This is a genomic window from Caulobacter segnis, assembly GCF_019931575.1.
Classification (GTDB): Bacteria; Pseudomonadota; Alphaproteobacteria; order Caulobacterales; family Caulobacteraceae; genus Caulobacter; species Caulobacter segnis_C.
In genome coordinates this window covers 4,941,279-4,966,871 of record NZ_CP082923.1, presented here as the reverse complement: position 1 = coordinate 4,966,871, position 25,593 = coordinate 4,941,279, and the positions used below count along the sequence as shown (strand labels likewise).

The window sequence follows — 25,593 nt, the reverse complement described above, 5'->3', positions numbered from 1 at the left end:
GGCCGGCCCTGGCCGGCGGTGTCTCAGATCTGAGACAGCTTCAGTGGAATTCGCGGCCGCGCGCCAGGTCCAGGCGCTTGAGCTTGCGGTTCAGGGTGGCGCGCGACAGGCCCAGCAGGCTGGCGGCGGCCGAGACGTTGCCGCCGGCCTGGGTCAGGGCGCGCCGGACGGCGGCGCGTTCGGCCCTGTTGAGGTCGGTGGGGCCAAGATCGGTCGAGCGGTCCGGCGAGGGCAGGCCGCGCTTCAGGGTCTCGTCGGTCAGTTTCAGGGCCAGGCGCGCGGCGCGGGAGGCGCCGATGACCACGTCGTCGCCGTCCACCGCCAGCATCGGCACCGAGGCCCGGTCCGCGCTCGTTTCCGGCAGCAGCACGATGCGGGCCTTGGGGAAGGCCTCGCGGAAGGCGCGGACCTCGATGCGGCGGGCCGCGTCGGTGACGGCCCGCTCGACCAGGCCGGTCAGGCCCTCCATCCCCGGACGGCACGAGGAGACGTCCAACGCCCCGGCCAGGCGGCCGCTGGCGTCGAACAGTGGCGCGACGGTGCAGGAGAGGCCGATGTTGCGGGTGTGGAAGTGCTGGTCGCGGTGGATGGTCAGCACCCGCTGCTCGGCGATGCAGGTGCCGATGCCGTTGGTGCCCTCGCGGGCCTCGCTCCACACCGCGCCGTTCCAAAGGCCCCAGCGGCGGAACACAGGATCGTCGGCGGCCACGCCCCGGCGATCGACCGGCACGCCGTCGGCGTTGGTCAGCAGCACGCAGCCGCCGCCGTCGCCGACCGCCTGGAACAGGGCGTCCAGATTGTCCTGGGCGGCGGCCAGCAGCGGACCCATCCGATCCTGGGCCGCGCGCAGCTCGGCGCCCGACAGGGTCTCGGGCGGCTTGCGGTTCTCGGGATCGAGGTGGTGCTGGGTCAGGCAGCGGCGCCACGAGGCGGCCAGCGGCGTCGCCGCGCCATCGCGCAGCACCGACAAGACCCGTTCGGCATGGCCCGGCTCGGCCATCGCGTTTCCTCCGCGCCGGGTTTCGCCCGGCTTCGCTGATCAGCATGACGCGACGACAAGCTCGGGCGCAAGTGCGGCATTTTGGGGTCGGCTCCCATTCAGATTGGGCGTAAAGCCTGCCGACGTACCCGAAGGAGTGCTTCCCATGCTGCTGGCCCTGTCGACCTGGTCCGAAATCGAAACCCGCCTGAAGACCAGCCAGGCCGTGGTGGTGCCGATCGGCTCGAACGAGCAGCACGGACCGACGGGCCTCCTGGGCACCGACTGGCTGTGCCCGGAGATCATCGCCCACGAGGCCAGCAAGCGCGCGAACGACAAGATCCTGGTGGCCCCGACCTTCAACATCGGCATGGCCCAGCATCACCTGGCCTTTCCCGGCACCATCTTCCTGCGGCCCTCGACCTTCATCGCCGCGATCGGCGACTGGGTGCGTTCGCTGGGCGCGCACGGCTTCACGCGGATCTATTTCCTGAACGGCCACGGCGGCAACGTCGCCTCGATCGAAGCGGCCTTCTCGGAGATCTACGCCGACTACAGCTTCCGCCAGCAGCGCGCGCCGTTCGCCCTGAAGCTGAAGAACTGGTGGGACCTGGCCGGCGTCAACGCTCTGGCCAACCGCCAATTCCCGACGGGCCACGGCAGCCACGCCACCCCGTCCGAGATCGCCGTGACCCAGTGGGGCTATCCCGAGACGATCAAGACGACGCCGTACGAGCCCAGGATCGCCCCGACAGGTCCGATCCGCGAGGCCCTGGATTTCCGCGCCCGCTACGCCGACGGCCGCATGGGCTCCGACCCGGCCCAGGCCACGCCCGAGAAGGGCGGCGAGCTGGTGGACATGGCCGCCAACGCCCTGCTCGAGGACATCGCCGCGTTCGGGGCCGAGAAGGCTCCGGCCTAGGCTTCGACCGTTCTCCGCTCCAGCGCCGGCTGGCCGTGGCGCGTGGCCATGATCTCGCCGATCACCGCCACCGCCACCTCGAACGGGGCCTTGCCGCCCAGATCGAGGCCGATCGGCGCACGCAGCTTGGCCAGATCGCGGTCGGAGAGCCCGGCCGCCTTCAGTCGCGCCAACCGCTCGGGAAGCCGGCGGCGCGCGCCCAGCAAGCCGACATAGGGCGCGGGCGAGGGCAGGGCGGCCAGCAGGGCCGCGTGGTCCAGTTCCAGGTCGTGGCCGCAGACGGCGACCGCGGTCCAGGCGTCCAGCCCGATCGCGGCCAGGGCCTCGCCGGCCGCGTCGCGGCGATAGGCGACCTCGGCCAGGGGCGGCGGCGCTTCCGGTCCCTTGGGACGGACCAGGGTGGTCTCGAAGCCGGACTGCGCCCCCAGGCTGGCCACCGCCAGGGCGGTCGGATCGCCGCCCAGCACGATCAGGCGCGGGGCGGGATCGAAGGCGCGCTCGAAGGCGCCGGCCCACGGCGCCTGGGGCTCCTCGACGCACAGCCGCTTGCGGCCGTCGCTGACCCAGAAGGCCGGGGCCCGGGCGGCGGCCAAGTCCAGCAGGGTCCGGGCCGCCGGATCGTCGGGCGCGATCATCTCGACCAGGATCTCGATTCGCGCGCCGCACAGCAGGCGGATGTCCGGCCAGGGGCTGCCCTCGCCATAGACCAGGCGGCGCGGCTGGCCGTCGGCGAGGCACGCGCGGGCGTGGGTCTCGACGTCGGCCTCGATGCAGCCGCCCGACAAAAATCCGGAAACAATATTTTCGCCGAACACCATCTGGGCCCCGACGGGGCGGGGTCCGCCTCCGGAGAGGGCGGTGATGGTGGCCAGGGCGGCGGGGCCGCGCGAAAGCGCGACGGCCAAGGCCGGGCGGGCGTCGTCGGCAATGCCGTGCATCGGCCAAAGAAGGGCGGAGGCGTCGTCTGAGCGGTCGTCGATCATCGGCGCGATATTAACCCCTCGGCAAGGTTCCAGAAACCTGATGTTCAAACCTTGGCGCGTACCGTTCGTGTCTGGTTGGTGTTTTGTCAGCGCGGATGGCGATGTCCATTTCGGTCTCAAAACTCGGTTTGGCGGCCGCTCAGTTCGGCCTCGACGGCGGGAGCTCCTCCGCGCCGCGCGGGCGTTCGCCCGAAATCGAGACGCGCGACATGCTGACCATCGCCGCGCGCGCTCGCCTGTCGATGCTGGACGCCTCGGGGCTGTTCGGCCGCGCCGAGACCATGCTGGGCGACCTGATTCCTCGCCCGGTTCCGTTCCGCGTCACCATCGGCTCGGCCCGCGCCGATCGCGGTCCCGACTTCGTCGAGGCCGAGGCCCGCGCCACCTTGCGCCGCCTGGGCGTCGAGCGCGCCGATTCGGTCATTGTCCATTCGCCCTCGGAGCTGTTCGGCCCGCATGGCGCGGCCTTGTGGGACCGCCTGCAGCGGCTGAAGGACCAAGGCCTGTTCGCCAAGATCGGCGTCGCCGCCCACGCCAGCGACGACCCCGTCGGCGTGGCCAAGCGCTTCAAGCCCGACATTCTGCAAGCCCCGGCCTCGCTGCTCGACCAGCGCCTGCTGGCCGACGGCTCGCTGCAACGCATCGCCGGCATGGGCGTCGAGGTGCACCTGCGCTCGATCTTCCTGAACGGCCTGCTGTTCCTGCCGCCCGATCGCGTTCCGGCCCAGCTGAAGGGCGCCTCCGGCCGCCTGTCGCGCGTGCGCCGCATGATCGCCGAGGGCCGCTCGGATCCGCTCCAGGCCGCCCTGGGCTTCGCCCTGTCGCGCCCGGAAGGCTCGGCCGTGCTGGTCGGCTGCAACTCGGCCGCCGAGCTGTCGGCCGTGGTCGCCGCCGCGTCGAGCCCGCCGCCGGACCTCGACTGGGACGAGATGGCCATCGACGATCCGGTCGCGCTCGACCCGCGACGTTGGGTCGCCTGACCAACTCCAGAATCGCCTGAGACAGTTCGAACGGCTTGATCGGCCGGTCGTCGACGCGTGTCCGCGCCCGCCAATTAAGCCTGTCGGTTAAGACCTTTTAATCTTCTGATTCACTTGAGTTTTATGAGTCTGGTCTAGCTTGGTCCCACTGAAGGGAGACCGCGTCATGATCCTCGCCGTCCTGCAGGCCCGCATGGGGTCTTCCCGGTTGCCTGGCAAGTCGATGGCCACGCTCCAGGGCGAGCCGATGATCGTGCGTCAGCTGGAACGTCTGCGCGGCGCGCGGACCCTGTCCAAGATCATCGTGGTGACCAGCACCGACGCAGCCGACGACGCCCTGGCCGGCTTCCTGGTCTCGCGGGGCCACACCGTCCATCGCGGGGCCGGCGCCGACATCCTGGCCCGCATCGCCCGCTGCGCCGAGGCGATCAGCGCGGTCAGCCACGTGGTCCGCCTGAAGGGCGACGCGCCGTTCATGGATCCGGGCGTCATCGACGACGCCGTCCGCATGGCCCTGGCCAGCGGCGCCGACTATACCTCCAACCGCGTTCACCGCACCTATCCGGCCGGTCTCGAGGTCGAGGTGATCAAGGCCGGCGTGCTGCGCGACGCCGCCGCCGAGGAGCGCGACCCGATGGCCCGCATCTCGCCGACCGCCGCGATCCGCAACCAGCCGAAGCGCTGGAGCCAGGCTCACCTGAAGGCCGCCCGCGACTGGTCGCGCCTTGACTGGCGGGTGAAGACCGCCGCCGACCTGGCCTTCGCCCGCTCGGTCTACGACGCCCTGCATCCGGTCGATCCGGGCTTCCGCATGGGCGACGTGCTGGACTTGGTCGAGAGCCGCCAGGACATCGCGCGCTTCGCGGCGTAGTCACTCAAACCGCTTCCCCCGGCGAAAGCCGGGGCCCAGATGCAAGAACGCCCGCGGTCCGGACAGAATCGCGGGCGTCTTTGCATGCGCTTCACAGCCATACGATCTGGGTCCCGGCCTTCGCCGGGAAGATCGGGTTTGGGGTCGGGCTAGAGCCCTACTTCCACGCCCCGTACGGGTCGACGGAGGTCTTGCCCAGCGCTTCGGCCACGGCCGGGTGGGTCAGCTCGCCCTTCAGCACGTTGAGGCCGCGCGCCAGATGGACGTTGCCCTTCAGCGCGTCCAGGCCCTTGTCGGCGAGCGCCAGGCCGAATGGCAGGGTGGCGTTGCCCAGGGCCTCCGACGAGGTGCGCGGGGCCGCGCCGGGCATGTTGGCCACGCAGTAGTGGACGACGCCGTCGACCACATAGGTCGGTTCGGCGTGGGTGGTCGGCTTGGAGGTCTCGAAGCAGCCGCCCTGGTCGATCGAGACGTCGACCAGCACCGAGCCTGGCTTCATCTGCTTCAGGTGCTCGCGGCGGACCAGCTTGGGCGCGGCCGCGCCGGCGGTCAGCACAGCGCCGATGATCACGTCGGCCTTGAGGATTTCCTCCTCGACGGCGGCGAAGGTCGAGTAGCGGGTCAGGATGCGGCCTTGATAGAGGTCGTCCAGCTCGCGCATGCGCGGGATCGAGCGTTCCAGAACCACGACCTCGGCGCCGAGGCCGGCGGCCATGCGGGCGGCGTTGCTGCCGACCACGCCGCCGCCCAGCACGGCCACGCGGGCCGGGGGCACGCCGGGCACGCCGCAGAGCAGGAGGCCCATGCCGCCATTGTGCTTGAGCAAGGTCTCGGCGGCCGAGAACACCGCGATCCGGCCGGCCACTTCCGACATCGGCGCCAGCAGCGGCAGGCCGCCGCGCGCGTCGGTGACGGTCTCGTAGGCGATGGCCGCCGCGCCGCTGTTCAGCAGCCCCTCGGTCTGGGCCGGATCGGGCGCCAGGTGCAGATAGGTGAAGAGGATGTGGCGCGGCTCGAGCTTCTCCCACTCGACCTTCTGCGGCTCCTTGACCTTCACGATCATGTCCGCGCCAGCGAAGACGGCGGCGGCGTCCGGGGCGATGGTCGCGCCGGCCTTCACATAGACCTCGTCGGCGTAGCCGGCGCCGAGGCCCGCGCCCGACTGGACCAGGACGGTGTGGCCATGGCCGACATATTCACGGACGGCCGTGGGGGTGAGGCCGACCCGGTGTTCGCCCGGTTTGATCTCGGAAGGGACGCCAACGCGCATGATGCTTCCTCCAAAAGCGCTTTGATCGAGACTGTGCGCTCAGGCGAGCGCAGTTTCCCTGGTGATTTCGTGTCCGGCGACCGCTGTTGTGCAGGATTCTTGCGTGCTATGTAGCTCATATGAAGAAAGCCGCCGTTGACCTGGATGGTTTCGACCGGAAGCTCCTGCACCTGCTGCAACGGCGGGGCCGGGCCAGCTATGTGGAAATGGCCGAGGCGGTGAATCTTTCCGAATCCGCCTGTCTGCGCCGCGTGCGGGCGCTGGAGGAGGCGGGGGTCATCGGCCGCTACGCCGCCGTGATCGACGAGCGGGCGGTGGGCCTGCCGCTCAGCGTCTTCGTGACGGTGACCCTGTCGTCCCAGGCCGAGAGCGCGCTCAGCGCCTTCGAGAAGGCGATCACCAATGTCCGCGAGGTGGCCGAGTGCTACCTGATGACCGGTGGCTCGGACTATCTGCTCCGCCTGGTGGTGCGCGACGTCGACGACCTGGAGCGGGTCCACGCCCAGGAGCTGACCCGCATCCCCGGCGTGGTCCGCGTCAGCAGCAGCATCGCCATGCGCACTGTCGTTAAGCGCGCTGAATTGCCGCTATGAGCGCCTGATTAATCTTTCCTGAGCCGTTGAACCCTAGGCTTCGCCCGACATTCAAGCCGCGTCGGGGGACGAGATGGTTTCGAGACGGATCCTGCTGGGAGCCCTGATGGGCGTCGCCGCGCCGGCCCTGGCTTTCGCCGAGGGCGACGGACATGCGCCCAACCTGCTGACCAAGAAGGGCCGCCGGACGTCCAGCGCTCTTCGGCATCAGGCTGGCGACAAGGCCGCGCTCGACAAGGCCCTGGCCGCCGTCAAGCCGATGGAGGTCGAGCCGCCGCCCGCGCCCGCCGCCCCCGTCCAGGACGTCTCGCCCGACGAGGCCCTGGGCCGCCTGAAGCAGGGCAACGCCATCTTCGCCCGCGGCGGCGCCAACCTGATGCTGCCGACGATGGCGCGGGTGGCCGACCTGTCCAAGGGCCAGAAGCCGTTCGCGGTGGTCATCGGCTGCGCCGACAGCCGCACGGCGCCGGAGCTGGTCTTCGACTGCAACCTCGGCGAACTATTCGTGATTCGCGTGGCCGGCTCGACCGTCGGTCGCGAGGGCTTGGGCTCGATCGTCTACGCGGTCGAGCACCTGGGCGCGCCGCTGATCGTGGTGCTGGGTCACACCAAGTGCGGCGCCGTGGGCGCGGCCGTGGACGTCGCCAAGAAGCACGCGGAGCTGCACGGGGCCCTGCACGAGATGGTGCTGCCGATCATCCCGGCCGTGCTGGAAGCCGACGAGACCCACCCGGCCGACCTGCAGGACGCCGCCATCCGCCGCAACGTCCGCGACATCGCCGGCCGCCTGAAGGTCGCCGACGGCGTCCTGGCCGAGCGGATCGAGGAAGGCCGGCTGAAGGTGGTCTCGGCCTGCTACGACCTGACCACGGGCGTCGTCGCTTTCGACGCGTAATCCCAGCGGCGACCTGTTGGTCTTTCGCCAAGCGTCGCCATACGCGCGCCGTTGACCCCTGTTCACGCTTAGGTTCAAGTCCGCCCTGAACTACGCGGATCAGGGAAGACGTGGATGTCGACGGAAGAAACGCCGCCGGAAGGTGGTCGCGACACCCAAAATCCCTGGCGGACCCGCTGGAATTCGCTTCGTCGGACCGTTTCCGACCGCTGGCCCGACGCCCTGAAGGGCCCGGTGGCCATCGCCGTGGCCGGGGCGCTGGTCGTCGGCTTCGGCGGCGGCTTCGCGGTCGGCAAGGGCGGGCTTTTCCTGGGCGGCGGCAAGCCGGCCGGGGTCGAGTCGGTCAAGGGCGAGGCCTGGTCGCTGTTCGGCAAGCCGCGCGGCGCCAACGCCCCGCGTCGCGGAATTCCCAAGCCCGACGGCTTCGCGGTCTGGCAGACCCGCGTCGACAGCAGCGGCCCCGACCCGCTGGCCTGCATCCGCATGAGCAAGGCCCTGGATCCGTCCAAGGCCTATGCCGACTTCGTGCTGGTCTCGCCGGACCTGGGCCGTCAGCCCTCGGTGCGGGTCAAGGGCGATGAGCTGTGCCTGGGCGGCGTCGGTTTTACCGACCATCGCATCACCCTGCTCAAGGGCCTGCCCGCCAAGGGCGGCGAGACCCTGGCCGCCAACGCCGACGTCGACTTCACGTTTGGTGAAAAGCCTCCTTATGTCGGCTTCGCCGGCGACGGCGTGATCCTGCCGCGCGAGGAGGCGGACGGCGTCGCCATCGAGACGATCAACGTCCAGACCCTGGCCGTCGAGGTCTGGCGCGTGCCGGACCGCAACCTGGTCCGCAAGTCGATCAGCGCGCCCGATCCGACAGGCGAAGGCGACTGGGCCGGCGACTATGGCGACGACGCCGTGGGCGACGACGGCCGCCGCGTCTGGAAGGGGACTGTGCCGGTCGCCGGCGGCGCGACGGGCCAGAAGGCGACCACCGTCTTCCCGCTGGGCGCGGTGCTGAAGGACATGAAGGCCGGCGCCTTCGTCATCAAGGCGCGCGACGCCTCGGGCGGCCGTGATCCCGACGCCGAGAGCGGCGGCGACAACAACCCCGCCCAGGCCCGCCGCTGGATCGTGTTCACCGACATGGCGCTGCTGGGCTACGACGGCTCGGAAAGCCTGGACGTCGTGGTCCGCTCGCTGAAGAGCGCCAGGACTCTGTCGGGCGTCCGCGTGGCCCTGGTGGCCGCCGACGGCGAATCCCTGGCCGAGAGCAACAGCGACGCCGACGGCCGCGTGCGCTTCCCGCGCCCTCTGCTGAAGGGCCAGGGGGCCGAGCGCGCCAAGATGGTCATGGCCTATGGCGCGCAGGGCGACCTGGCGGTTCTGGACCTGGACCGCTCGCCGGTCGACCTCTCCAAGCAGGGCGTCGGCGGCCGGACCGAGGGTGGCGTCGACGGGCGCAGCGTGGCGGCCGACATCGACGGCTACCTCTATGCCGACCGGGGCATCTACCGGCCGGGCGAGACCGTCCACCTGACCGCCATGGTCCGCGACCGCTTGGCCAAGGCGGTCAGCGACCGCAAGGGCGAGATCCTCGTCAAGCGGCCGTCGGGCGTCGAGTTCAAGCGTTATCCGTTCACTCGGGCTGAGGCCGGCGCCGTGCTGGCCGACATCGCCCTGCCGCGTTCGGCCCCGCGCGGCCGCTGGATCGCCGAGCTGCACATCGAGGGCATCGAGGACGCGACGGGGTCCTTGAGCTTCTCGGTCGAGGACTTCGCCCCGCAACGCCTGGCGGTCACCGCCACGGGCCAGGAGGCCGTCCCGGTCGGCGCCGGCGAGACCCGCAAGGTCGACGTCTCGGCCCGCTTCCTGTACGGCGCGCCGGGCGCGGGCCTGCAGACCCAGGGCGAGGCCCGCCTGCGCGCGGACACCGACCCGTTCCCGGCCTACAAGGGCTTCGAATGGGGTGACCAGTCCAAGACCTTCGACGAGAAATATATCGACCTCGGTACGAGCGTCACCGACGGCGAGGGCCGGGCGATCCTGTCGGTCGGGACCGGCGACGCGGGTGACACCGCCCAGCCGCTGGTGGCTTCGGTCACCGCCTCGGTGTTCGAGCCGGGCGGCCGTCCGGTCCGCGAGGGGCTGGACCTGAAGGTGCGTCCGAAGTCGGTCTATTACGGCGTCAAGGTCGACCAGGGAGAGGCCGGCAAGGGCGATCCGCCCGTCAGCCTCGACATCATCGCCGTCAACGCGGCCGGCCAGCGCATTGGCGCGACCGCGACCTACACCCTGGTGGCCGAGCGCTGGGACTATGACTGGTTCCAGCAGAACGGCCGCTGGCAGTGGCGGCGCAGCAGCCGCGACGCGATCGTGGCCAAGGCTTCGGTGAATATCGGCGCCGCCGCCCCCGCCAAGCTGACCCGACGCCTGGGCTGGGGCGACTATCGCCTCGAGGTCGAGGGCGCCGACGGGGCCAGGACCGTCACCCGCTTCTCGGCCGGCTGGGGCGCCCCCGCCCGCGAGGGCGAGGCTCCCGACGTGGTCCGCGTGTCCGCCGGGACCAGGACCTACAGCCAGGGCGACACCGTCGAGATCACCCTGAAGCCGCCCTATGCCGGCGAGGCCCAGGTGGCCGTCGCCACCGATCGCCTGATCGACCTGAAGACTGTGTCGGTCGGCGAGAACGGCACGACGGTGCGCCTCAAGACCACGGCCGCCTGGGGCGGCGGGGCCTATGTCATGGTCAGCGTCATCCAGCCGCGCGACCCGGTCGCCTCGCCCAAGCCCCGCCGGGCCCTGGGCCTGGTCTACGTCCCGCTCGATCCGAAGGGTCGCAAGCTGACGGTGGATCTCGGCACGCCGAGCAAGATCGACAGCAAGGCCCCGGTCGAGATCCCGGTGAAGGTCTCGGGCCTGGGCTTTGGCCAGAAGGCCAAGATTACCATCGCGGCGGTGGACGAGGGCATCCTGCGCCTGACCCACCAGGACAGCCCCGACCCGGTGAAGTGGTACTTCGGCAAGCGGGCCCTGACCCTGAACTACCGCGACGACTACGGCCGCCTGCTCGATCCGAACCTGGGCGCGCCGGCCAATGTGAACTTCGGCGGCGACGAGGTCGGCGGCGAGGGCCTGACGGTCACGCCGATCAAGACCGTGGCCCTGTGGTCGGGGATCGTCGAGACCGGCCTGGACGGCAAGGCGGTGGTCAAGCTGCCGGCCGCCGACTTCAACGGTGAACTGCGCCTCCAGGCCGTGGCCTGGACCGACACTGCTGTGGGTTCCGCGAGCAAGCCGCTGACCGTGCGCCAGCCGGTGGTGGCCGATCTGAACCTGCCGCGCTTCCTGGCTCCGGGCGACCAGGCCTACGCCACGCTGGAGCTGCACAATGTCGAGGGCAAGCCGGGCGCCTATACGGCCGAGGCCTTCTCGACCAACGGGCTGAAGGTCGCTTTCAGGAAAGTGTTCCAGCTGATCCTGGGCCAGCGCATCGCTGAGAAGATCCCCTTCCTGGCGCCGGACGTCACCGGCATCGGCAAGATCGGCTTCAAGGTCGCCGGTCCCGGCTTCTCGACGTCGAAGGACTATCCGATCCAGACCCGCCTGGGCTGGGGCGACGTGGTGCGCACCACCACCGAGATCCAGCGCCCGGGCGAGGCCTACACCCCGTCCTACGCCCTGCTCTCGGGCCTGGCGGCGGGCGACGTGACGATGCAGGTCAGCTATTCGCCGATCCGGGGTTTCGACCCGTCGGCGATCGCGGTCGCCTTGCAGCGCTATCCGTATGGCTGCACCGAGCAGCTGGTCTCGACGGCCTATCCGCTGCTGTACGCCCAGACCTTCTCGACCGATCCCAAGCTGAAGCGCACGCCGGCCGCTCTCGCGGGCGCCGTGGGCAAGCTGCTGGATCGCCAGACCCTGGACGGCGCCTTCGGCCTGTGGCGCGTGGGCGACGGCGAGGCTGACCCGTGGCTGGGCGCTTACGTGGTCGACTTCCTGCTGGAGGCCCGCGCCCAAGGCGTGGCCGTGCCCGACGCCGCCATCGACAAGGCCGTCGGCGCCATGCGCCAGGTCAGCCGGCCGGAGGGCTGGGCCTCGGTCGCCTATCGCATGGAATATCCGGGTTGGTGGGCGTCGAACGAGGACGCCTCCAAGAAGGCGACCGAGCGCATGCGCCGCCGCGCCAGCGCCTACGCCCTCTACGTCATGGCCAAGGCCGGCAAGGGCGACCTGGCCCGCCTGCGCTGGTGGCACGACGTGCAGATGAAGGACGAGGCCCAGCCGGTGGCCAAGGCCTATGTCGCCGCTGGTCTTGCAAGAATGGGCGACAACGCCCGCGCCCGCTCGGCCATGCGCCAGGCGGTCGGTTCGCTGGGCTATCGCGACGCCCAGGACTGGTACCAGTCGCCGCTGCGCGACACCGCCGTCCTGACGGCCCTGGCCGCCGAGTCCGGCATGATGGATGTCGCCCGCCAGCTGCAGGGTCGGCTGGAGAACACCAGCAAGGACCCGGACGCCCTGAACACCCAGGAGCAGGCGGCTTTGCTGCACGCGGCCAACGCCCTGATCCAGGCCTCGGGCCCGATCGCGATCGACGCCAAGGGGGCCAACCCCCTGCCCCCGGCTGGCGGCGCGCCGCGCTGGGCGGTGGGCAGGCTGGCCGACGCCCGCTTCGTCAACGCCGGCAAGGGGACGCTGTGGCGGACGGTCAGCGTGCGCGGCACGCCCACCACCGCCCCGCCCGCCTCGGCCAGCGGCCTGACGGTCTCCAAGCGGCTGCTGTCGATGGGCGGCGGCGCGGTCGACCCGGCGACGATCCGCCAGGGCGACCGGATCATCGTGCTGGTCTCGGGTCACAACCAGCAGGCCCGCTCGACCGCCCTGGTGGTCGACGACGCCCTGCCGGCCGGCTTCGAGATCGAGACGACCCTGGGCGCCGACGACGCCCAGAACGGTCCGTTCAAGTTCCTCGGTCAGCTGACCGCCGCCGACGTCCAGGAAAGCCGCGACGACCGCTTCATCGCCGCGCTGGACCTGGAGGGGAACAAGCCCTTCGCCCTGGCCTATGTGGCGCGGGCGGTGACGCCGGGAAGCTTCTTCCTGCCGGGCGCGGTGGCCAAGGACATGTACCGCCCGGCCATCGTGGGCCGCTCGGAAGCCTCGCGCGCCACGATCGCGCCGGGGCCGTGAGGGGAAGCGGATGGGATCTGAAATGCCGTGTCATCCCGGACGACCCGCAGGGCCGATCCGGCACCCAGGAGCCAAGCGCCGTGCGGCCACCCCTGGGTCCCGGCTCTCCGCTTCGCTGCGGCCGGGATGACACGGTTTAGTTTGTGGGGGGATGAAGCGCGTTGCGTCCCCCGCCTGACCAAGGTGCTCATCGGCCTGCTCGCCGTCGAGGTCGCGCTGTTCGCGCTGAGCGCCGCCTTCCCGCCGGACATGACCCGCGCCCGCCAGTCCTCGCCCGTCACCCTGGATCGGCGCGGCGCCTGGCTGCGCGCCCTGCCGGTGGAAGACGGCCGCTGGCGGATCCGGGCCGATCTGCGGCGCACCGATCCCACCTTCCAGAAACGCCTGATCAAGGTCGAGGACGCCCGGTTCTTCTGGCACCTGGGCGTCGACCCCCTGTCGCTGGCCCGCGCCGTCGGCTCGGCGCTGGTCCATGGCCGGGTGACGTCCGGGGCCTCGACCCTGACCATGCAGACGGCCCGGCTGCTGGAGCCGCGGCCGCGCAATCTGGGCGCCAAGCTGATCGAGATGGTCCGCGCCGTGCAGCTGGAGTCGCGCCTGTCCAAGCGCGAGATCCTTGCCCTTTACCTGACCCTGGCTCCCTATGGCGGCAACCTGGAGGGGGCGCGGGCGGCCAGCCTTTCCTATTTCGGCCACGAGCCCTCCAGCCTGACCGACGGCGAGCAGGCCCTGCTGATCGCCTTGCCGCAGTCGCCCGAGGCGCGGCGTCCCGACCGCCGGCCCGACGCCGCCAAGGCCGCCCGGCGGGCGGTGCTGGACAAGCTGGTCCGCGCCCGCGCCATCAGCCAGGCCGCCGCCTACGAGGCCGAGAATGAGCCCCTGCCGCGCCGCGCGCCGTTCCCGGCCCTGGCCTGGCACGCGGCCGGCGAGCTGGCCCGCGCCGCGCCCGCCAGCCAGGCCAGCGTCGTCTCGACGATCGACGCCGACCTGCAGACGCGGCTGGAGCCGATGGCCGCCGCCGTGGCGGCCGCCCAGGGGCCCGACGCTACAGCCGCCGTCCTGGTGGTCGAGATCAAGGGCCGCGCCGTTCGCGCCGCCATCGGTTCGGCCGGCCGTGACCGGGCCGGGGGCTGGGTCGACATGACCCGCGCCTTGCGCTCCCCCGGCTCGGCCCTGAAGCCGTTCATCTACGCCATGGCCATGGACGACGGCTTGGTCGCCGCCGACACCCAGCTGGCCGACAGCGCCACCCGCTTCGCCGACTACCAGCCCGAGAACTTCGACCGGGCGTTCCACGACAAGGTCACGGTGCGCGAGGCCCTGGCTCACTCGCTGAACGTTCCGGCCGTCGCCACCCTGGAAAAGCTGGGTCCCGAAGCCTTCGCCGGCCGCATCGAGGCCGCCGGCGCGCACCTGGCCCGCCCCAAGGCGCAGCTGAAGGCGGCCGGTCTGGCCCTGGCGCTGGGTGGCGAGGGGATCACCTGGCGCGACCTTGTCATGCTGTACGCCGCCCTGGGCGACGACGGGATCGCCAAGCCGCTGGCTTGGACCGAGGACGAGGCCAAGGTCCGCGAGCGTTCGGGCGGGACGCGCCTGGTCCGTCCCGAGGCGGCCCGGCAGGTGCTGGACATCCTGCGCGAAGCCCCGGCCCCGCGTGGCCGCGCGCCGTCGGCCCTGACGCGCGGCGGGCCGTCGATGGCCTTCAAGACCGGCACTTCGTACGGCTTCCGCGACGCCGTGGCGGCGGGGGTGGTCGGCGGCTATGCGATCCTGGTCTGGACGGGGCGGGCCGATGGCGGCGCGCGCGGCGGGCTGACCGGCCGCGACGCGGCCCTGCCGTTGTTGTTCGACGTCGCCGACGCCATCGGGACGCCCAGTTCGGCCCCCCGTCCGATCGCGCCGAAGGCCGCGCCCCTGGCGCTACAGAAGCTGCAGGCGGCCGACGCCGGTCCGCGCCTGATCTTCCCGCCCGACGGCGCGTCGGTGCAGGTCGACGCCCTGGGGGCCGAGGCGCGCGGCCTGGTGCTCGCCGCCGAGGGCGAGGGCCTGACTTGGTATGTCGAGGGGCGGCCGCTGGACCCGGATCCGGTCAGCGGCCGCGCGATCTGGAAGCCGGCCGCGCCGGGATTCTACAAGCTGGCGGTGGTGGACGCCCAGGGACGTCGCGCGACCGCCAGGGTGCGGATCAAGGGCTAGCCGGTCTACTCGTCGCGCTTCCAGAACGGACGGTCCTGGACCACCGTCTCGGCGACCACCCGCTCGTAGTCCTCGCGGCTGCTGATGCCGATGTTCAGGTCGTTCACTAGGCCATCGTGCAGCGAATAGACCCAGCCGTGCACCGACAGCGATTGGCCGCGCGCCCAGGCATCCTGGACGAAGACGTCGGCGGCGACGTTGCGGACCTGGCGGGCGACATTCAGCTCGGTCAGGCGGTCCAGCATCTCGCGCTTTTCCGGGATCTGCTCCAGCTCGTGCTTGTGCTCGGCGTGGACCTCGCGGATCGGGTGCAGCCAGTGGTCGACGAGGCCCCGGCGCTGGCCGTCGATGGCCGCCGCCACGCCGCCGCAGCCATAGTGGCCGACGACCATCACGTGCTTCACCTTCAGCACGTCGACGGCGAACTGGAGCACCGACAGGTAGTTGGCGTCCTGCGGCGGGGCGAGGTTGGCCACATTGCGGTGGACGAACAGCTCACCCGGATCCAGGCCGACGATCTCGTTGGCCGGCACGCGGCTGTCGCTGCAGCCGATCCAGAGGTATTCCGGGCTCTGCTGGCCTTCCAGGCGCTTGAAGAACTCCGGGTCGATCTGGGTCTTGCTCTTCGACCAGGCGCGGTTGTTGGCTTTCAGGTCCTCAAGCATCTAGCGCTCCGGATGATGGTCGGGATGGGCGGCGGCGATCGCCGGGTGCTTGGCCGCGCGGGCGGCGGCGGCGGCGATCGACGGAAACGGGGACAGGTCGACATTGAAGCGGCCGGCGTTGAACACCTGCGGCACCAGCAGGCAGTCGACCAGGCCGGGGGCGTCGCCGAACGCGAAGCCGCCCGAATGCTTGGCCACCATCGGCTCCAGCGCCCGGAAGCCGTCGCTGATCCAGCGGGCGGCCCAGGCGTTGCGGTCGGTCTCGCCGATCTCCAGCGCCGTCAGCTGGCGCAGGACCCGCAGATTGTTCAGCGGATGGATGTCGCAGGCGATGATCTCGGCCATGCCGCGCACGATGGCCCGCTCGAACGGGGCGGTCGGCAGCAGGCGCGGCTCGGGGACGACCTCGTCCAGCCACTCCAGGATGGCCAGGCTCTGGGTCAGAGGCCGGCCGTCGACCTCCAGGGTCGGGACTAGAGCTTGGCCGTTCAGCGCGCGGTAGTCGTCGGCGTGATGGGCGTTTGCGACCAGGTCCACCGGACGCAGCTCATAGGCCAGCCCCTTCAGGTTCAGGCCGATGCGCACCCGATAGGGCGCGCTGGCGCGCTTGGCGCTGTAGAGAGCGAGCTTCATTCCAGCCCTCAGACCAGGGTGAACTCAAGACGTCCGACGCCTTCGACCTCGCCCACGACCTTGTCGCCGCGGACGATGGCGCCGATGCCCTCGGGGGTGCCGGTGAAGATCAGGTCGCCGGCGGCCAGGGTCCACAGCGCGCTGGCCTTGGCGATGACCTCGCCGATGTTCCAGATCATGTCGCCCACCTGGCCGCGCTGGCGCTCGGCGCCGTTGACCGACAGGGTGACGGCGGCCTCGGGCGCGGGTTCGCCCATGACCCGGATGGCGGTGATCGGGGCGCTGGCGTCGAAGGCCTTGCCGGCTTCCCACGGCTGGCCCTTGGCCTTGGCCTGCCCTTGCAGGTCGCGGCGGGTCAGGTCGACGCCGACGGCGTAGCCGAACACGGCCGCCAGGGCCTGCTCGGGCGTCAGGTTCGCGCCGCCGCTCTTGAGCGCCACCACCAGTTCGATCTCATGGTGCAGATCGCTGGTCGCGGGCGGATAGGGGACCTCGCCGGCCAGCGGGACGATCGCGTCGGCGGGCTTGGAAAAGAAGAACGGCGGATCGCGGGTGTCGGCGCCCATCTCGCGCGCGTGGGCGGCGTAGTTGCGGCCGACGCACAGGATGCGGCGCACCGGGAAGACCGTGTGGGATCCCTCCACCGGGACCGTCGGGATGGCGTGCGGGGGAAAGGCGTAGGTCGTCATGGCGCCTCCTGTAGACCCAAAATCCGCGCGCCAAAACCCCCGCCGAGCGGTCTGCCGCATGGTCAACCGTCAGGAAGACGCAAAGTGGTCGCCGTTCAGAAATCCTACGGTTGATGGCGCGGCCTAAACGTTCTTTCACTTGCCGGGGTCCGCGCCATCGAGTCATGTCGGCGGCGGGGATAGGGCGAGTTCAATCGGGGGCTTTGGGACGCGCATGCTGATCATCGAAAATCTGACCCACGTCTATGGCAACGGGACACGCGCCCTGGACGAGGTCAGCCTGACGATACCGCGCGGCATGTACGGGCTGCTGGGTCCGAACGGGGCCGGCAAGTCCACCCTGATGCGGACCATCGCCACCCTGCAGGCCCCGACCTCGGGCCACATACGGTTCGGCGACATCGACGTCCTCAAGAACCCGGAAGAGCTGCGCAAGACCCTGGGCTACCTGCCGCAGGACTTCGGCGTCTATCCGCGGGTTTCGGCCTACGACATGCTGGACCACATGGCGGTGCTGAAGGGGATCTCCAGCGCCAAGGCGCGCAAGGAGACGGTCGAGCACCTGCTGAACCAGGTGAACCTGTGGTCCGTGCGCAAGAAGGCCATCGCCGGTTTCTCGGGCGGCATGCGCCAGCGCTTCGGCATCGCCCAGGCCCTGATCGGCGATCCGCGCCTGATCATCGTCGACGAGCCCACGGCGGGCCTAGACCCCGAGGAGCGCAACCGCTTCCTGAATCTCCTGGCCGAGATCGGCGAGAACGTGGTGGTGATCCTGTCGACCCACATCGTCGAGGACGTCTCGGACCTGTGTCCGGCCATGGCCATCATCTGCGACGGCCGCATCGTCAGCGAGGGCGCCCCGACCGACCTGGTGGCCAGGCTGAAGGGCCGGATCTGGAAGAAGATCATCGATAAGAGCGAGCTCGAGGCGGCCAAGGCCCGCTACAAGGTGATCTCCACGCGCCTGCTGGCGGGTCGGACGGTCATCCACATCGAGTCCGACGACAATCCCGGTGAGGGCTTCACGCCGGTCGAGGGCGGGTTGGAGGACGTCTACTTCTCCACCCTCTCGACCACCCGGCGGGCGGCCTGACGGGGAGCGGCGCGATGTTTCGCAAGATCGCGGGCTTCGAGCTCCGCTACCAGCTGAAGTCGCCCGTCTTCTGGGTGGTGGCGACCATCTTCTTCCTGCTGACCTTCGGGGCGGCGACGATCGACCAGATCCGCATCGGCGGCGGCGGCAACATCCACAAGAACGCCCCGTTCGCGATCGCCCAGACCCATCTGATCCTGTCGATCTTCTACATGTTCGTGACCACGGCCTTCGTGGCCAATGTGGTGGTGCGCGACGACGAGACGGGCTTCGGGCCGATCCTGCGCTCCACCCGGGTGCGCAAGTTCGACTATCTGTACGGCCGCTTCACCGGGGCCTTCCTGGCGGCGGCGATCTCGTTCCTGGTCGTGCCGCTGGCGATCTGGATCGGCTCCTTCATGCCGTGGATCGATCCCGAGCGCCTCGGGGCCAATGAGCTCCACGCCTATCTCTTCTCGTACTTCGCCCTGGCCCTGCCCTCGATCCTGCTGACCTCGGCGCTGTTCTTCGCCCTGGCCACTATCACCCGCTCGATGATGTGGACCTATGTCGGCGTCATCGCCTTCATGGTGTTGTGGATCGTCGCCAACATCGCGCTGGACCGGCCCGAATACGAGAAGATCGCCGCCTACGGGGAGCCGCTGGGCACCTCGGCCTACGGCCTGGTCACCAAGTACTGGACCGCCAGCGAGCGCAACAGCCTGACCCCGCCGCTGGTCGGCGCCCTGCTGTTCAACCGGGCCTTCGTGCTGATCCTGTCGGCCGGCTTCCTGGCCCTTGCCTACGGCCTGTTCCGCTTCCAGTCCGCCGACCTCTCGGGGCAGCGCAAGGTCAAGACCGGCAAGGCCAAGGCGCGGGAAGAGGCCGCCCCCGCCGCCCTGACCGGTCCGCTGCCCCAGCCGGTGTTCGACCGCAAGACCGCCTGGGCCCAGCTGGTCGTCCGCACCCGCCTCGACATGGGCCAGGTGTTCAAGAGTCCGGCCTATTTCGTGCTGCTGGCCCTGGGCCTGGCCAACGCCATGGGCGCGCTGTGGTTCGCCACCGAGGCCGGGCGCTACGGCGGCGTGGTCTATCCGGTCACCCGCGTGCTGCTGCAGCCGCTGCTGGGCTCGTTCGGCCTGATCCCGATGATCATCGCCATCTACTATTCGGGCGAGTTGGTCTGGCGCGAGCGCGAGAAGAAGACCCACGAGATCATCGACGCCACCCCCGTGCCCGACTGGGCCTTCGTGGCGCCCAAGACCCTGGCCATCAGCCTGGTTCTGGTCTCGACCCTGCTGGTCAGCGTGCTCGCCGCGATCCTGAGCCAGGCCTTCCACGGCTACTTCAACTTCGAGCTCGACAAGTACCTGCTCTGGTACGTGCTGCCCCAGGCCGTCGACTGGATCCTGCTGGCGGTGCTGGCGGTGTTCCTGCAGGCGATCAGCCCGCACAAGTTCATCGGCTGGGGCCTGATGGTGATCTACATCGTCACCACCCTGACCTTCGTGAACCTGGGCTTCGAGCACAAGCTCTACAACTACGGCTCGGTCACCGACACGCCATTCTCGGATATGAACGGCCTGGGCAAGTTCTGGATCGGCGCCTGGTGGCTGCGCGCCTACTGGACGGCCTGCGCCCTGCTGCTGCTGGTGCTGGCCTACGGCCTGTGGCGGCGCGGGACCGAGAGCCGCCTGCTGCCGCGCCTGCGTCGCCTGCCCTCGCGCCTGAACGGCGGGGCCGGAGTCCTGGCCGGCGTGTCCCTGGTCGCCTTCGTGGCCCTGGGCGGCTTCATCTACCTGAACACCAATGTCTGGAACGTCTACCGGACCAAGATCGACAACGAGAAGTGGCAGGCCGATTACGAGAAGACCCTGCTGCCGTTCGAGAACACGCCCCAGCCCAAGATCGTGTCCATGACCCTGGACGTCGATCTCAAGCCCCACGCCCCGAGCGTCGAGACCAAGGGCTCGTACGTCATCGAGAACCGCACCGGCGCGGCGCTGAAGGAGATCCACGTCCGCTTCGACCGCGACCTCAAGGTCAAGGGCCTGTCGATCGAGGGCGCGCGCCCGAAGAAGACCTTCGAGAAGTTCAACTACCGCATCTTCGCCTTCGACACGCCGATGGCGCCGGGCGAGCAGCGCAAGATGAGCTTCATCACCGACCGCGGCCAGCTGGGCTTCCCCAACAGCGACCAGGAGCATCGGGTCGTCGACAACGGGACCTTCATCAACAACATGGAGATCGCGCCGATCCTGGGCATGTCGCGCGACGGCCTGCTGCAGGACCGCGCCAAGCGCCGCAAGTACGGCCTGCCGCCCGAGCGCCGCATGGCCAAGCTGGGCGACGCGCCGTCTCGCCAGTTCAACGGCCTGCGCAAGGACGCCGACTTCGTCACCTCGGACATCACCGTCACCACCGACGCCGACCAGACGCCGATCGCGCCGGGCTACAAGGTTTCGGAGACGGTGAAGGGCGATCGCCGCGTCGCCCGCTTCGTCACCGAGGCGCCGATCATGCCGTTCGTCTCGATCCAGTCGGCCCGCTACCAGGTCGCCAAGGAGAGCTACAAGGGCGTGGAGCTGGCGGTCTATTACGACGCCCAGCACACCTGGAACATCGACCGCATGAAGACGTCGATGAAGCGGTCGCTGGACTACATGAACGCCAATTTCAGCCCCTACCAGTTCCGCCAGCTGCGGTTCCAGGAGTTCCCCGACTACGAGCAGTTCGCCCAGTCGTTCGCCAACACCATCCCGTGGTCTGAAGGGATGTTCTTCATCTCCGACTACCGCGACCCGACCAAGATCGACATGGTCACCTATGTCGGCGCGCACGAGATCGGCCACCAGTGGTGGGCCCACCAGGTGATCGGCGCTGACCAGCAGGGCGGGGCGATGCTGTCGGAGACCTTCGCCCAGTACTCGGCCCTGATGGTGATGAAGCACACCTATGGCGAGGACCAGATCCGCAAGTTCCTGAAGTTCGAGCTGGACAGCTATCTGCGCGCGCGCGGCGGCGACGTCATCGACGAGCAGCCGCTCTACAAGGTCGAGAGCCAGCCCTACGTCTATTACCGCAAGGGCTCACTGGTCATGTACCGGCTGCAAAGCGAGCTGGGCGAGGAGACGGTCAACCGCGCCCTGCGCAAGCTGATCGCTCAGTACGCCTTCAAGGGCGCGCCCTATCCGATCACCACCGACTTCCTGACCCTGCTGCGCGCCGAGGCGCCGGCGGACAAGCAGGCCCTGATCACCGACCTGTTCGAGAAGATCACGCTCTACGACCTGAAGACCAAGAGCGCCTCGGTGAAGAAGCGGGCCGACGGCCGGTTCGACGTGACGGTCACGGTCGACGCCCAGAAGAAGTACGCCGACGGCAAGGGCAAGGAGACGTCCGCGCCGCTGAACGAGGCCATGGAGATCGGCCTGTTCACGGCCAAGCCCGGCGATAAGGGCTTCGACGCCAAGCACGTCGTCGCCTACGAGCGCCGTTCGGTCCGCTCGGGCGTGCAGACCTTCACCTTCACGGTGGCCAAGGCGCCGACCTTCGCGGGGATCGACCCGTACAACACGGTGATCGACCGCAACGGGGACGACAACACGGCCAAGGTCGGACAGTAGACGCGAAAAACCCGCCGCCCGGGAGGGCGGCGGGTCATCTGTCGGGATGGCGCCGGGCCTTAGTGCTTGGCGTTGTCCTTGGCGACGTCCTCGCCGGTGTCGAAGCCCTTCTTCAGGCCCTCGGCCATGTTCAGGTGCTCCTGAACCTTCGGGGCCGTGGCGGCGGCGAAGGCCTTGATGGCCGGGGTGTCGCCGTCCTGGGCGTAGCGCTGCAGCAGGTTCAGGGCCGCCTGGTGGGCGTCGACCTGGCTGTCGGCGTACTTCTTGTCGAAGTCCTTGGCGTCGGCCTTGTTCAGGTCGTCCAGGTCTTCCTGCAGGTCGGCGGGCAGCATCGTCGGCGGCGTGATCGCGGCGCCCGAGGCGGCGATGGCCGACTTCAGGTCCGCGGTGGTGGCCGTGTGGGCCTTTTCCATGGCGGCGGCGAACTTCTTGACCGACGGGTTGGTCGAGCGCTTGGCGGCCAGCTTGGCGGCTTCGATCTCGAACAGGTCGCTGGCGGCGGCCTTGGCGACGAACACGTCGGCCTTGGTCTCGTCCGACGGGGTTGGGACGGTGGCGGCGGGGTTGGCGTCCGGCGTCGCGGCCTGCTCGGCCGGGGTGGCGGCGCCCTTGGTTTCATCGGTCTTCTGGCCGCACGCGGCGAGGCTCAGCGCCGCCACGGCGGCGCCGGCGATCATAAAGTGACGGGTCATGGCTCTGTCTTTCCCTGGGTTCTTTTTCTAGAGAGGGATGAAGGCGGCGCCGCGGTTCGCCGTCGTGCTCAACAAAACATCACGGGGCCGTGAACGGTTCCGCGCCCAGGGGGATAAACCAATGGCCGCCAATGGAGCCCAAGGCCCGCTCTCGGGACTGCGCGTGATCGAGATGGGCTCGCTGATCGCCGGACCCTTCTGCGGCCAGGTGCTGGGCGACTTCGGGGCCGAGGTCATCAAGCTGGAGGATCCCAAGGTTGGTGACCCCATGCGCCAATGGGGGCGCTCCAAGCCCAAGGGCCTGTCGCCCTGGTGGCCCGTGATCGGCCGCAACAAGAAGTCCGTCACGGTCGACCTGCGCACCGAGGAAGGCCGCGACATCGCCCGCGCCCTGATCGCCAAGGCCGACGTGGTGGTCGAGAACTTTCGCCCCGGCACGCTCGAGAAGTGGGGCATGGGTTACGAGGACCTGGCAAGGACCAACCCCGGCCTGGTCATGGCGCGGGTGTCCGGGTTCGGACAGACGGGTCCCTATTCGAAGCGCGCCGGCTACGCCCTGGTCGGCGAAGCCATGGGCGGCCTGCGCCACATCACGGGCGAGCCCGACCGCAACCCGGCTCGGGCCGGGATCTCGATCGGCGACAGCCTGTCGGGCCTGAACGCGGCCCTGGGCGTGATGATGGCCCTGCACGCCCGCCAGCGCACGGGCAAGGGCCAGGTGGTCGACGCGGCCATCTACGAGAGCGTGCTGACGGTGATGGAGAACCTGATCACCGAGTACGACCTGACCGGCTATGTCCGCGAGCGCTCGGGGGCGGTCTTGCCCGGCATCGCGCCGTCGAACGTCTATCCGACCAAGAGCGGCGAGCTGGTGCTGATCGGCGCCAACCAGGACACCCTGTTCAAGCGGCTGTGCGACCTGATGGGACGGCCCGACCTGGCCGAGGACGTCCGCTATCGCGACCACGCCGCGCGCGGCGTCCACCAGCACGAGCTGGACGCCCGCATCGCCGCCTGGACCGCCGACCAGGACATCGACGACCTGCTGCCGAAGCTCGAGGCCGCGGGCCTGGCCACCGGCCGCATCTACCGCGCGCCCGACATGCTGAAGGACCCGCAGTTCGTCGCGCGGGAGTCGATCGTGACCGTGGCCCATCCGGTGTTCGGCGAGATCAAGATGCAGAACGCCTTCCCGAAACTGACCGACACGCCCGGCGGCGTGCGCTGGCCGGGGCCGACCCTGGGCGAGCACACGGACGCGGTGCTGACGCAGGTGGCGGGGATGAGCGCGGAGGCGGTGGCTAAGCTGCGCGAGAAGGGCGTGGTGGGCTGAGGGGGCGTTTCGCCTAGGCCCTGCCCGTCACCCCCGCCACCGCCCGCGCGATCTGGTGGACGTTGTAGGGCTTGCGCACGATCGGCGCGTCGAAGCCCATCGGGGCGGCCTTGTCGGCGTAGCCGGTGGCGAACACGAACGGGCGGCCGATGGTGCGCAAAATCTCGGCGACCGGGGCCACCGACTGGCCGTTGAGGTCGGCGTCCAGCACCGCCACGTCGAAGTCCAGCTCGACCATCGACAGGGCCTCGCTGAGCTCGGCGGCGCAGCCGACCACCTCGACGCCGGCGTCCTCCAGGCCCGCCTCCAGCTCCAGGGCCAGCAGCAGGGAGTCCTCGACGATCAGCACCTTCAGGCCCGCGATCGCGCCGGGGCGGACGTTCTCGTCGGCGGCGACGACGGTCTCGACGATGCGTTCGGGGGCGGCGCTTTCCACCTCGATCGGCGGCGCGTCGGCCAGGGCCTCGGCCGCGCCCTGGATCATGGCGGTGACGCCGCTGGGCCTGTAGTTGATCCGGGCCGAGCCGCCCAGCTCGCGGCCGGCGACGTCCTCGATCAGGGTGGCGCCGAAGCCCTTGGTCTTGGGCGGGGTCGCCGGCGGTCCGCCGGTCTCCAGCCACTCGAGGGCGAAGCCGCCCTCGGGCGTGCGCCGCCAGACCACCTCGACCTTGCCGTTCTCGCTGGAGAGCGAGCCGTAGCGCATGGCGTTGACGGCCAGTTCGTGCAGGGCCAGCGACAGGGCCGCCGCCGCGCGCGGCGTCAGGAACAGCTCCGGTCCGTCCCAGCGGGTCTGGGTGGGGGCCAGCCCGCCCAGTTCGGCGGCGGCGATCCGCGCCAGGGTCGCGCCCCGCCAGCGTGCGGCGCTCAGCAGGTCGTGGGCCGAACTCATCGACTTCAGCCGGCCGGCGAAGGTCTTCAGGAACACGTCCAGCGAGGCCGATTTGCGCGCCGACTGGGCCGCCACCGACTGGACCACGGCCAGCAGGTTCTTGATGCGGTGGTCCAGCTCGGCGACCAGGTTCTCGCGCTGCTCCTCCTCGGCGCGGCGTTCGGTGATGTCCTGGACGACGCCGATCAGATAGGCCGGCTCGCCGTCCGCGTCGCGCACGATCACGCCCGAGCCGTGGTTCCAGATCTCGCGGCCGTCGGGACCGTTGGGGCGACGGTACTCGGCCTCGTAGCGGTCGGTTTCCGCCAGCTGCTGGTCGACCGACTCCTTCAGCCAGGCCTGGTCGTCGGGATGCAGGTAGCGGTACAGGGCCTGGCCGTCCTCGCCGGGAATCTCGCCCGCCGGAATGTCTGAAATCTTGGACAGGCGCGGGCTGATCTTGAAGACGTCGCGTTTGACGTCCCATTCGAACTCGCCAAGGCTGGCGGCCGAGATGGCCAGGTCCAGGCGCTCGCTTTCCAGATTGCGCGCCGCGCAGGGCTTGGCCGCCAGGCTCATGGCGGCCAGATCGGCCAGGTCTTCCAGCGCCTGCACGTCCTCGTCGGAGGCCGGCCCGCCGAGGCCGGGGCCCTCGACGACCAGCGCGCCCAGCGCGTGGCCCTGGGCGTCGCGGATCGGGACCGCCAGGCCGATGGGCGCGTTGGCGGCGACCACCCGGGCGGCCAGGTCGCCTTCGCGAGGGGCCTCGGGCCCCGGATAGCCGAGATAGGCCTTGCGCCAGATCCGGTCCGTGTCGACCAGGACCAGCGCCGCCTTGGGCGCGTCGAACAGCTTGGCCGCGAGGCGGGCGAAGCGCAGGAATTGCGGCTCGTTCGGGGCGCCGTTCAGGATGTCCAAGGCCCGCAAGGCGTTGAGACGGGCGGTTTCCTGGCGATCGTCGCTGACGATGGGGGCGTCCTCCATGATTCGACCTTAGACCCGCTTCGCGTTTGGCGCGAGCGCCTTTGAAATCATAGGAAGGATCGCCTGTGGAGGGGCCTCAGGGGAATCCCCGGTGGTGAAGCTTGTCGACCTTGAGTATCTTGGAACCGCAACGCTAAGCTCGGCGTTGACGGGGCGCAGCTTCC

17 protein-coding genes and 1 pseudogene are annotated in these 25,593 nt (G+C 70.0%); 10 read left to right on the top strand and 8 right to left on the bottom strand.

Going from position 1 to position 25,593, the window contains the following annotated elements:
* Nucleotides 1-40 precede the first annotated feature (40 nt).
* Nucleotides 41-1,000, bottom strand: a complete 960-nt coding sequence (locus K8940_RS22760) for a GAF domain-containing protein (RefSeq protein WP_223392310.1) — start codon at nt 998-1,000, stop codon at nt 41-43.
* A 145-nt stretch (nt 1,001-1,145) separates the two neighbouring features.
* Here K8940_RS22760 and K8940_RS22755 point away from each other — a divergent pair, with 145 nt between their 5' ends.
* The gene (locus K8940_RS22755; RefSeq protein ID WP_223392309.1) at nt 1,146-1,901 is read left to right on the top strand and encodes a creatininase family protein; all 756 of its coding nucleotides are present in this window, start codon (nt 1,146-1,148) and stop codon (nt 1,899-1,901) included.
* On the opposite strand, the pseudogene K8940_RS22750 reads toward K8940_RS22755, so the two are convergent.
* Nucleotides 1,898-2,993 (bottom strand): annotated as a pseudogene (locus tag K8940_RS22750) (XdhC family protein). The gene K8940_RS22755 and the pseudogene K8940_RS22750 sit on opposite strands and share 4 nt — an antisense overlap.
* On the opposite strand from K8940_RS22750, the gene K8940_RS22745 reads away from it, so the two are divergent.
* The gene (locus K8940_RS22745; RefSeq protein ID WP_223392308.1) at nt 2,986-3,864 is read left to right on the top strand and encodes a bifunctional regulator KidO; all 879 of its coding nucleotides are present in this window, start codon (nt 2,986-2,988) and stop codon (nt 3,862-3,864) included. The pseudogene K8940_RS22750 and the gene K8940_RS22745 overlap by 8 nt on opposite strands.
* A 166-nt stretch (nt 3,865-4,030) precedes the next feature.
* The gene (locus K8940_RS22740; RefSeq protein WP_223392307.1) at nt 4,031-4,735 is read left to right on the top strand and encodes a glycosyltransferase family protein; all 705 of its coding nucleotides are present in this window, start codon (nt 4,031-4,033) and stop codon (nt 4,733-4,735) included.
* Between the two features lie 157 nt (nt 4,736-4,892).
* Here K8940_RS22740 and ald read toward each other — a convergent pair whose 3' ends face one another.
* Nucleotides 4,893-6,005, bottom strand: coding sequence for an alanine dehydrogenase (gene ald, locus K8940_RS22735; RefSeq protein ID WP_223392306.1), 1,113 nt, complete (start codon nt 6,003-6,005; stop codon nt 4,893-4,895).
* A 119-nt stretch (nt 6,006-6,124) separates the two neighbouring features.
* Here ald and K8940_RS22730 point away from each other — a divergent pair, with 119 nt between their 5' ends.
* The 4 genes from K8940_RS22730 (at nt 6,125) to pbpC (ending at nt 14,867) form a co-directional block, all read left to right on the top strand.
* Nucleotides 6,125-6,598: an Lrp/AsnC family transcriptional regulator gene (locus K8940_RS22730; protein ID WP_223392305.1), complete on the top strand. Its 474-nt coding sequence runs from the start codon at nt 6,125-6,127 to the stop codon at nt 6,596-6,598.
* A gap of 73 nt (nt 6,599-6,671) precedes the next feature.
* Nucleotides 6,672-7,493 (top strand): carbonic anhydrase, encoded by an 822-nt coding sequence (locus K8940_RS22725; RefSeq protein ID WP_223392304.1) that lies wholly within the window; start codon nt 6,672-6,674, stop codon nt 7,491-7,493.
* Nucleotides 7,494-7,607: 114 nt separating this feature from the next.
* Nucleotides 7,608-12,671 carry an alpha-2-macroglobulin family protein gene (locus K8940_RS22720; RefSeq protein WP_223392303.1) on the top strand — a complete coding sequence of 1,688 codons (5,064 nt, stop codon included), beginning with the start codon at nt 7,608-7,610 and terminating at the stop codon, nt 12,669-12,671.
* 27 nt (nt 12,672-12,698) lie between these two features.
* Nucleotides 12,699-14,867 (top strand): penicillin-binding protein 1C, encoded by a 2,169-nt coding sequence (pbpC, locus tag K8940_RS22715; protein WP_223392302.1) that lies wholly within the window; start codon nt 12,699-12,701, stop codon nt 14,865-14,867.
* A gap of 5 nt (nt 14,868-14,872) precedes the next feature.
* Here pbpC and K8940_RS22710 read toward each other — a convergent pair whose 3' ends face one another.
* From K8940_RS22710 to K8940_RS22700, 3 genes are read right to left on the bottom strand one after another with little or no spacing between them, the layout of a single operon-like run.
* Entirely contained in the window at nt 14,873-15,532 is a 660-nt protein-coding gene (locus tag K8940_RS22710) for a carbonic anhydrase (RefSeq protein ID WP_223392301.1), read from the bottom strand.
* Nucleotides 15,533-16,165 carry a maleylacetoacetate isomerase gene (maiA, locus tag K8940_RS22705; RefSeq protein ID WP_223392300.1) on the bottom strand — a complete coding sequence of 211 codons (633 nt, stop codon included), beginning with the start codon at nt 16,163-16,165 and terminating at the stop codon, nt 15,533-15,535.
* Nucleotides 16,166-16,173: 8 nt separating this feature from the next.
* Nucleotides 16,174-16,854, bottom strand: a complete 681-nt coding sequence (locus tag K8940_RS22700) for a fumarylacetoacetate hydrolase family protein (protein WP_223392299.1) — start codon at nt 16,852-16,854, stop codon at nt 16,174-16,176.
* 214 nt (nt 16,855-17,068) lie between these two features.
* Between K8940_RS22700 and K8940_RS22695 the strand changes: the two genes are divergently transcribed.
* Complete coding sequence (locus K8940_RS22695; protein ID WP_223392298.1) at nt 17,069-17,947, top strand: ABC transporter ATP-binding protein; 879 nt, start codon at nt 17,069-17,071, stop codon at nt 17,945-17,947.
* Between the two features lie 14 nt (nt 17,948-17,961).
* Nucleotides 17,962-21,552 (top strand): M1 family aminopeptidase, encoded by a 3,591-nt coding sequence (locus K8940_RS22690; RefSeq protein WP_223392297.1) that lies wholly within the window; start codon nt 17,962-17,964, stop codon nt 21,550-21,552.
* Nucleotides 21,553-21,611: 59 nt separating this feature from the next.
* Here the strand turns inward: K8940_RS22690 and K8940_RS22685 are convergent, their stop codons facing one another.
* Nucleotides 21,612-22,244 (bottom strand): DUF4142 domain-containing protein, encoded by a 633-nt coding sequence (locus K8940_RS22685; RefSeq protein ID WP_223392296.1) that lies wholly within the window; start codon nt 22,242-22,244, stop codon nt 21,612-21,614.
* 121 nt (nt 22,245-22,365) lie between these two features.
* Between K8940_RS22685 and K8940_RS22680 the strand changes: the two genes are divergently transcribed.
* On the top strand, nt 22,366-23,577 hold the full coding sequence (locus tag K8940_RS22680) for a CaiB/BaiF CoA transferase family protein (protein ID WP_223392295.1): 1,212 nt from the start codon (nt 22,366-22,368) through the stop codon (nt 23,575-23,577).
* Nucleotides 23,578-23,590: 13 nt separating this feature from the next.
* Here K8940_RS22680 and K8940_RS22675 read toward each other — a convergent pair whose 3' ends face one another.
* Entirely contained in the window at nt 23,591-25,429 is a 1,839-nt protein-coding gene (locus tag K8940_RS22675; RefSeq protein ID WP_223392294.1) for an HWE histidine kinase domain-containing protein, read from the bottom strand.
* Nucleotides 25,430-25,593: the final 164 nt, after the last annotated feature.

What these genes read in the sequence shown, in the direction of transcription:
- K8940_RS22760 (WP_223392310.1), bottom strand. Translation starts at nt 1,000, where the DNA reads ATGGCCGAGCCGGGCCATGCCGAACGGGTCTTGTCGGTGCTGCGCGAT.
- K8940_RS22755 (WP_223392309.1), top strand. Translation starts at nt 1,146, where the DNA reads ATGCTGCTGGCCCTGTCGACCTGGTCCGAAATCGAAACCCGCCTGAAG.
- K8940_RS22745 (WP_223392308.1), top strand. Translation starts at nt 2,986, where the DNA reads ATGTCCATTTCGGTCTCAAAACTCGGTTTGGCGGCCGCTCAGTTCGGC.
- K8940_RS22740 (WP_223392307.1), top strand. Translation starts at nt 4,031, where the DNA reads ATGATCCTCGCCGTCCTGCAGGCCCGCATGGGGTCTTCCCGGTTGCCT.
- ald (WP_223392306.1), bottom strand. Translation starts at nt 6,005, where the DNA reads ATGCGCGTTGGCGTCCCTTCCGAGATCAAACCGGGCGAACACCGGGTC.
- K8940_RS22730 (WP_223392305.1), top strand. Translation starts at nt 6,125, where the DNA reads ATGAAGAAAGCCGCCGTTGACCTGGATGGTTTCGACCGGAAGCTCCTG.
- K8940_RS22725 (WP_223392304.1), top strand. Translation starts at nt 6,672, where the DNA reads ATGGTTTCGAGACGGATCCTGCTGGGAGCCCTGATGGGCGTCGCCGCG.
- K8940_RS22720 (WP_223392303.1), top strand. Translation starts at nt 7,608, where the DNA reads ATGTCGACGGAAGAAACGCCGCCGGAAGGTGGTCGCGACACCCAAAAT.
- K8940_RS22710 (WP_223392301.1), bottom strand. Translation starts at nt 15,532, where the DNA reads ATGCTTGAGGACCTGAAAGCCAACAACCGCGCCTGGTCGAAGAGCAAG.
- maiA (WP_223392300.1), bottom strand. Translation starts at nt 16,165, where the DNA reads ATGAAGCTCGCTCTCTACAGCGCCAAGCGCGCCAGCGCGCCCTATCGG.
- K8940_RS22700 (WP_223392299.1), bottom strand. Translation starts at nt 16,854, where the DNA reads ATGACGACCTACGCCTTTCCCCCGCACGCCATCCCGACGGTCCCGGTG.
- K8940_RS22695 (WP_223392298.1), top strand. Translation starts at nt 17,069, where the DNA reads ATGCTGATCATCGAAAATCTGACCCACGTCTATGGCAACGGGACACGC.
- K8940_RS22690 (WP_223392297.1), top strand. Translation starts at nt 17,962, where the DNA reads ATGTTTCGCAAGATCGCGGGCTTCGAGCTCCGCTACCAGCTGAAGTCG.
- K8940_RS22685 (WP_223392296.1), bottom strand. Translation starts at nt 22,244, where the DNA reads ATGACCCGTCACTTTATGATCGCCGGCGCCGCCGTGGCGGCGCTGAGC.
- K8940_RS22680 (WP_223392295.1), top strand. Translation starts at nt 22,366, where the DNA reads ATGGCCGCCAATGGAGCCCAAGGCCCGCTCTCGGGACTGCGCGTGATC.
- K8940_RS22675 (WP_223392294.1), bottom strand. Translation starts at nt 25,429, where the DNA reads ATGGAGGACGCCCCCATCGTCAGCGACGATCGCCAGGAAACCGCCCGT.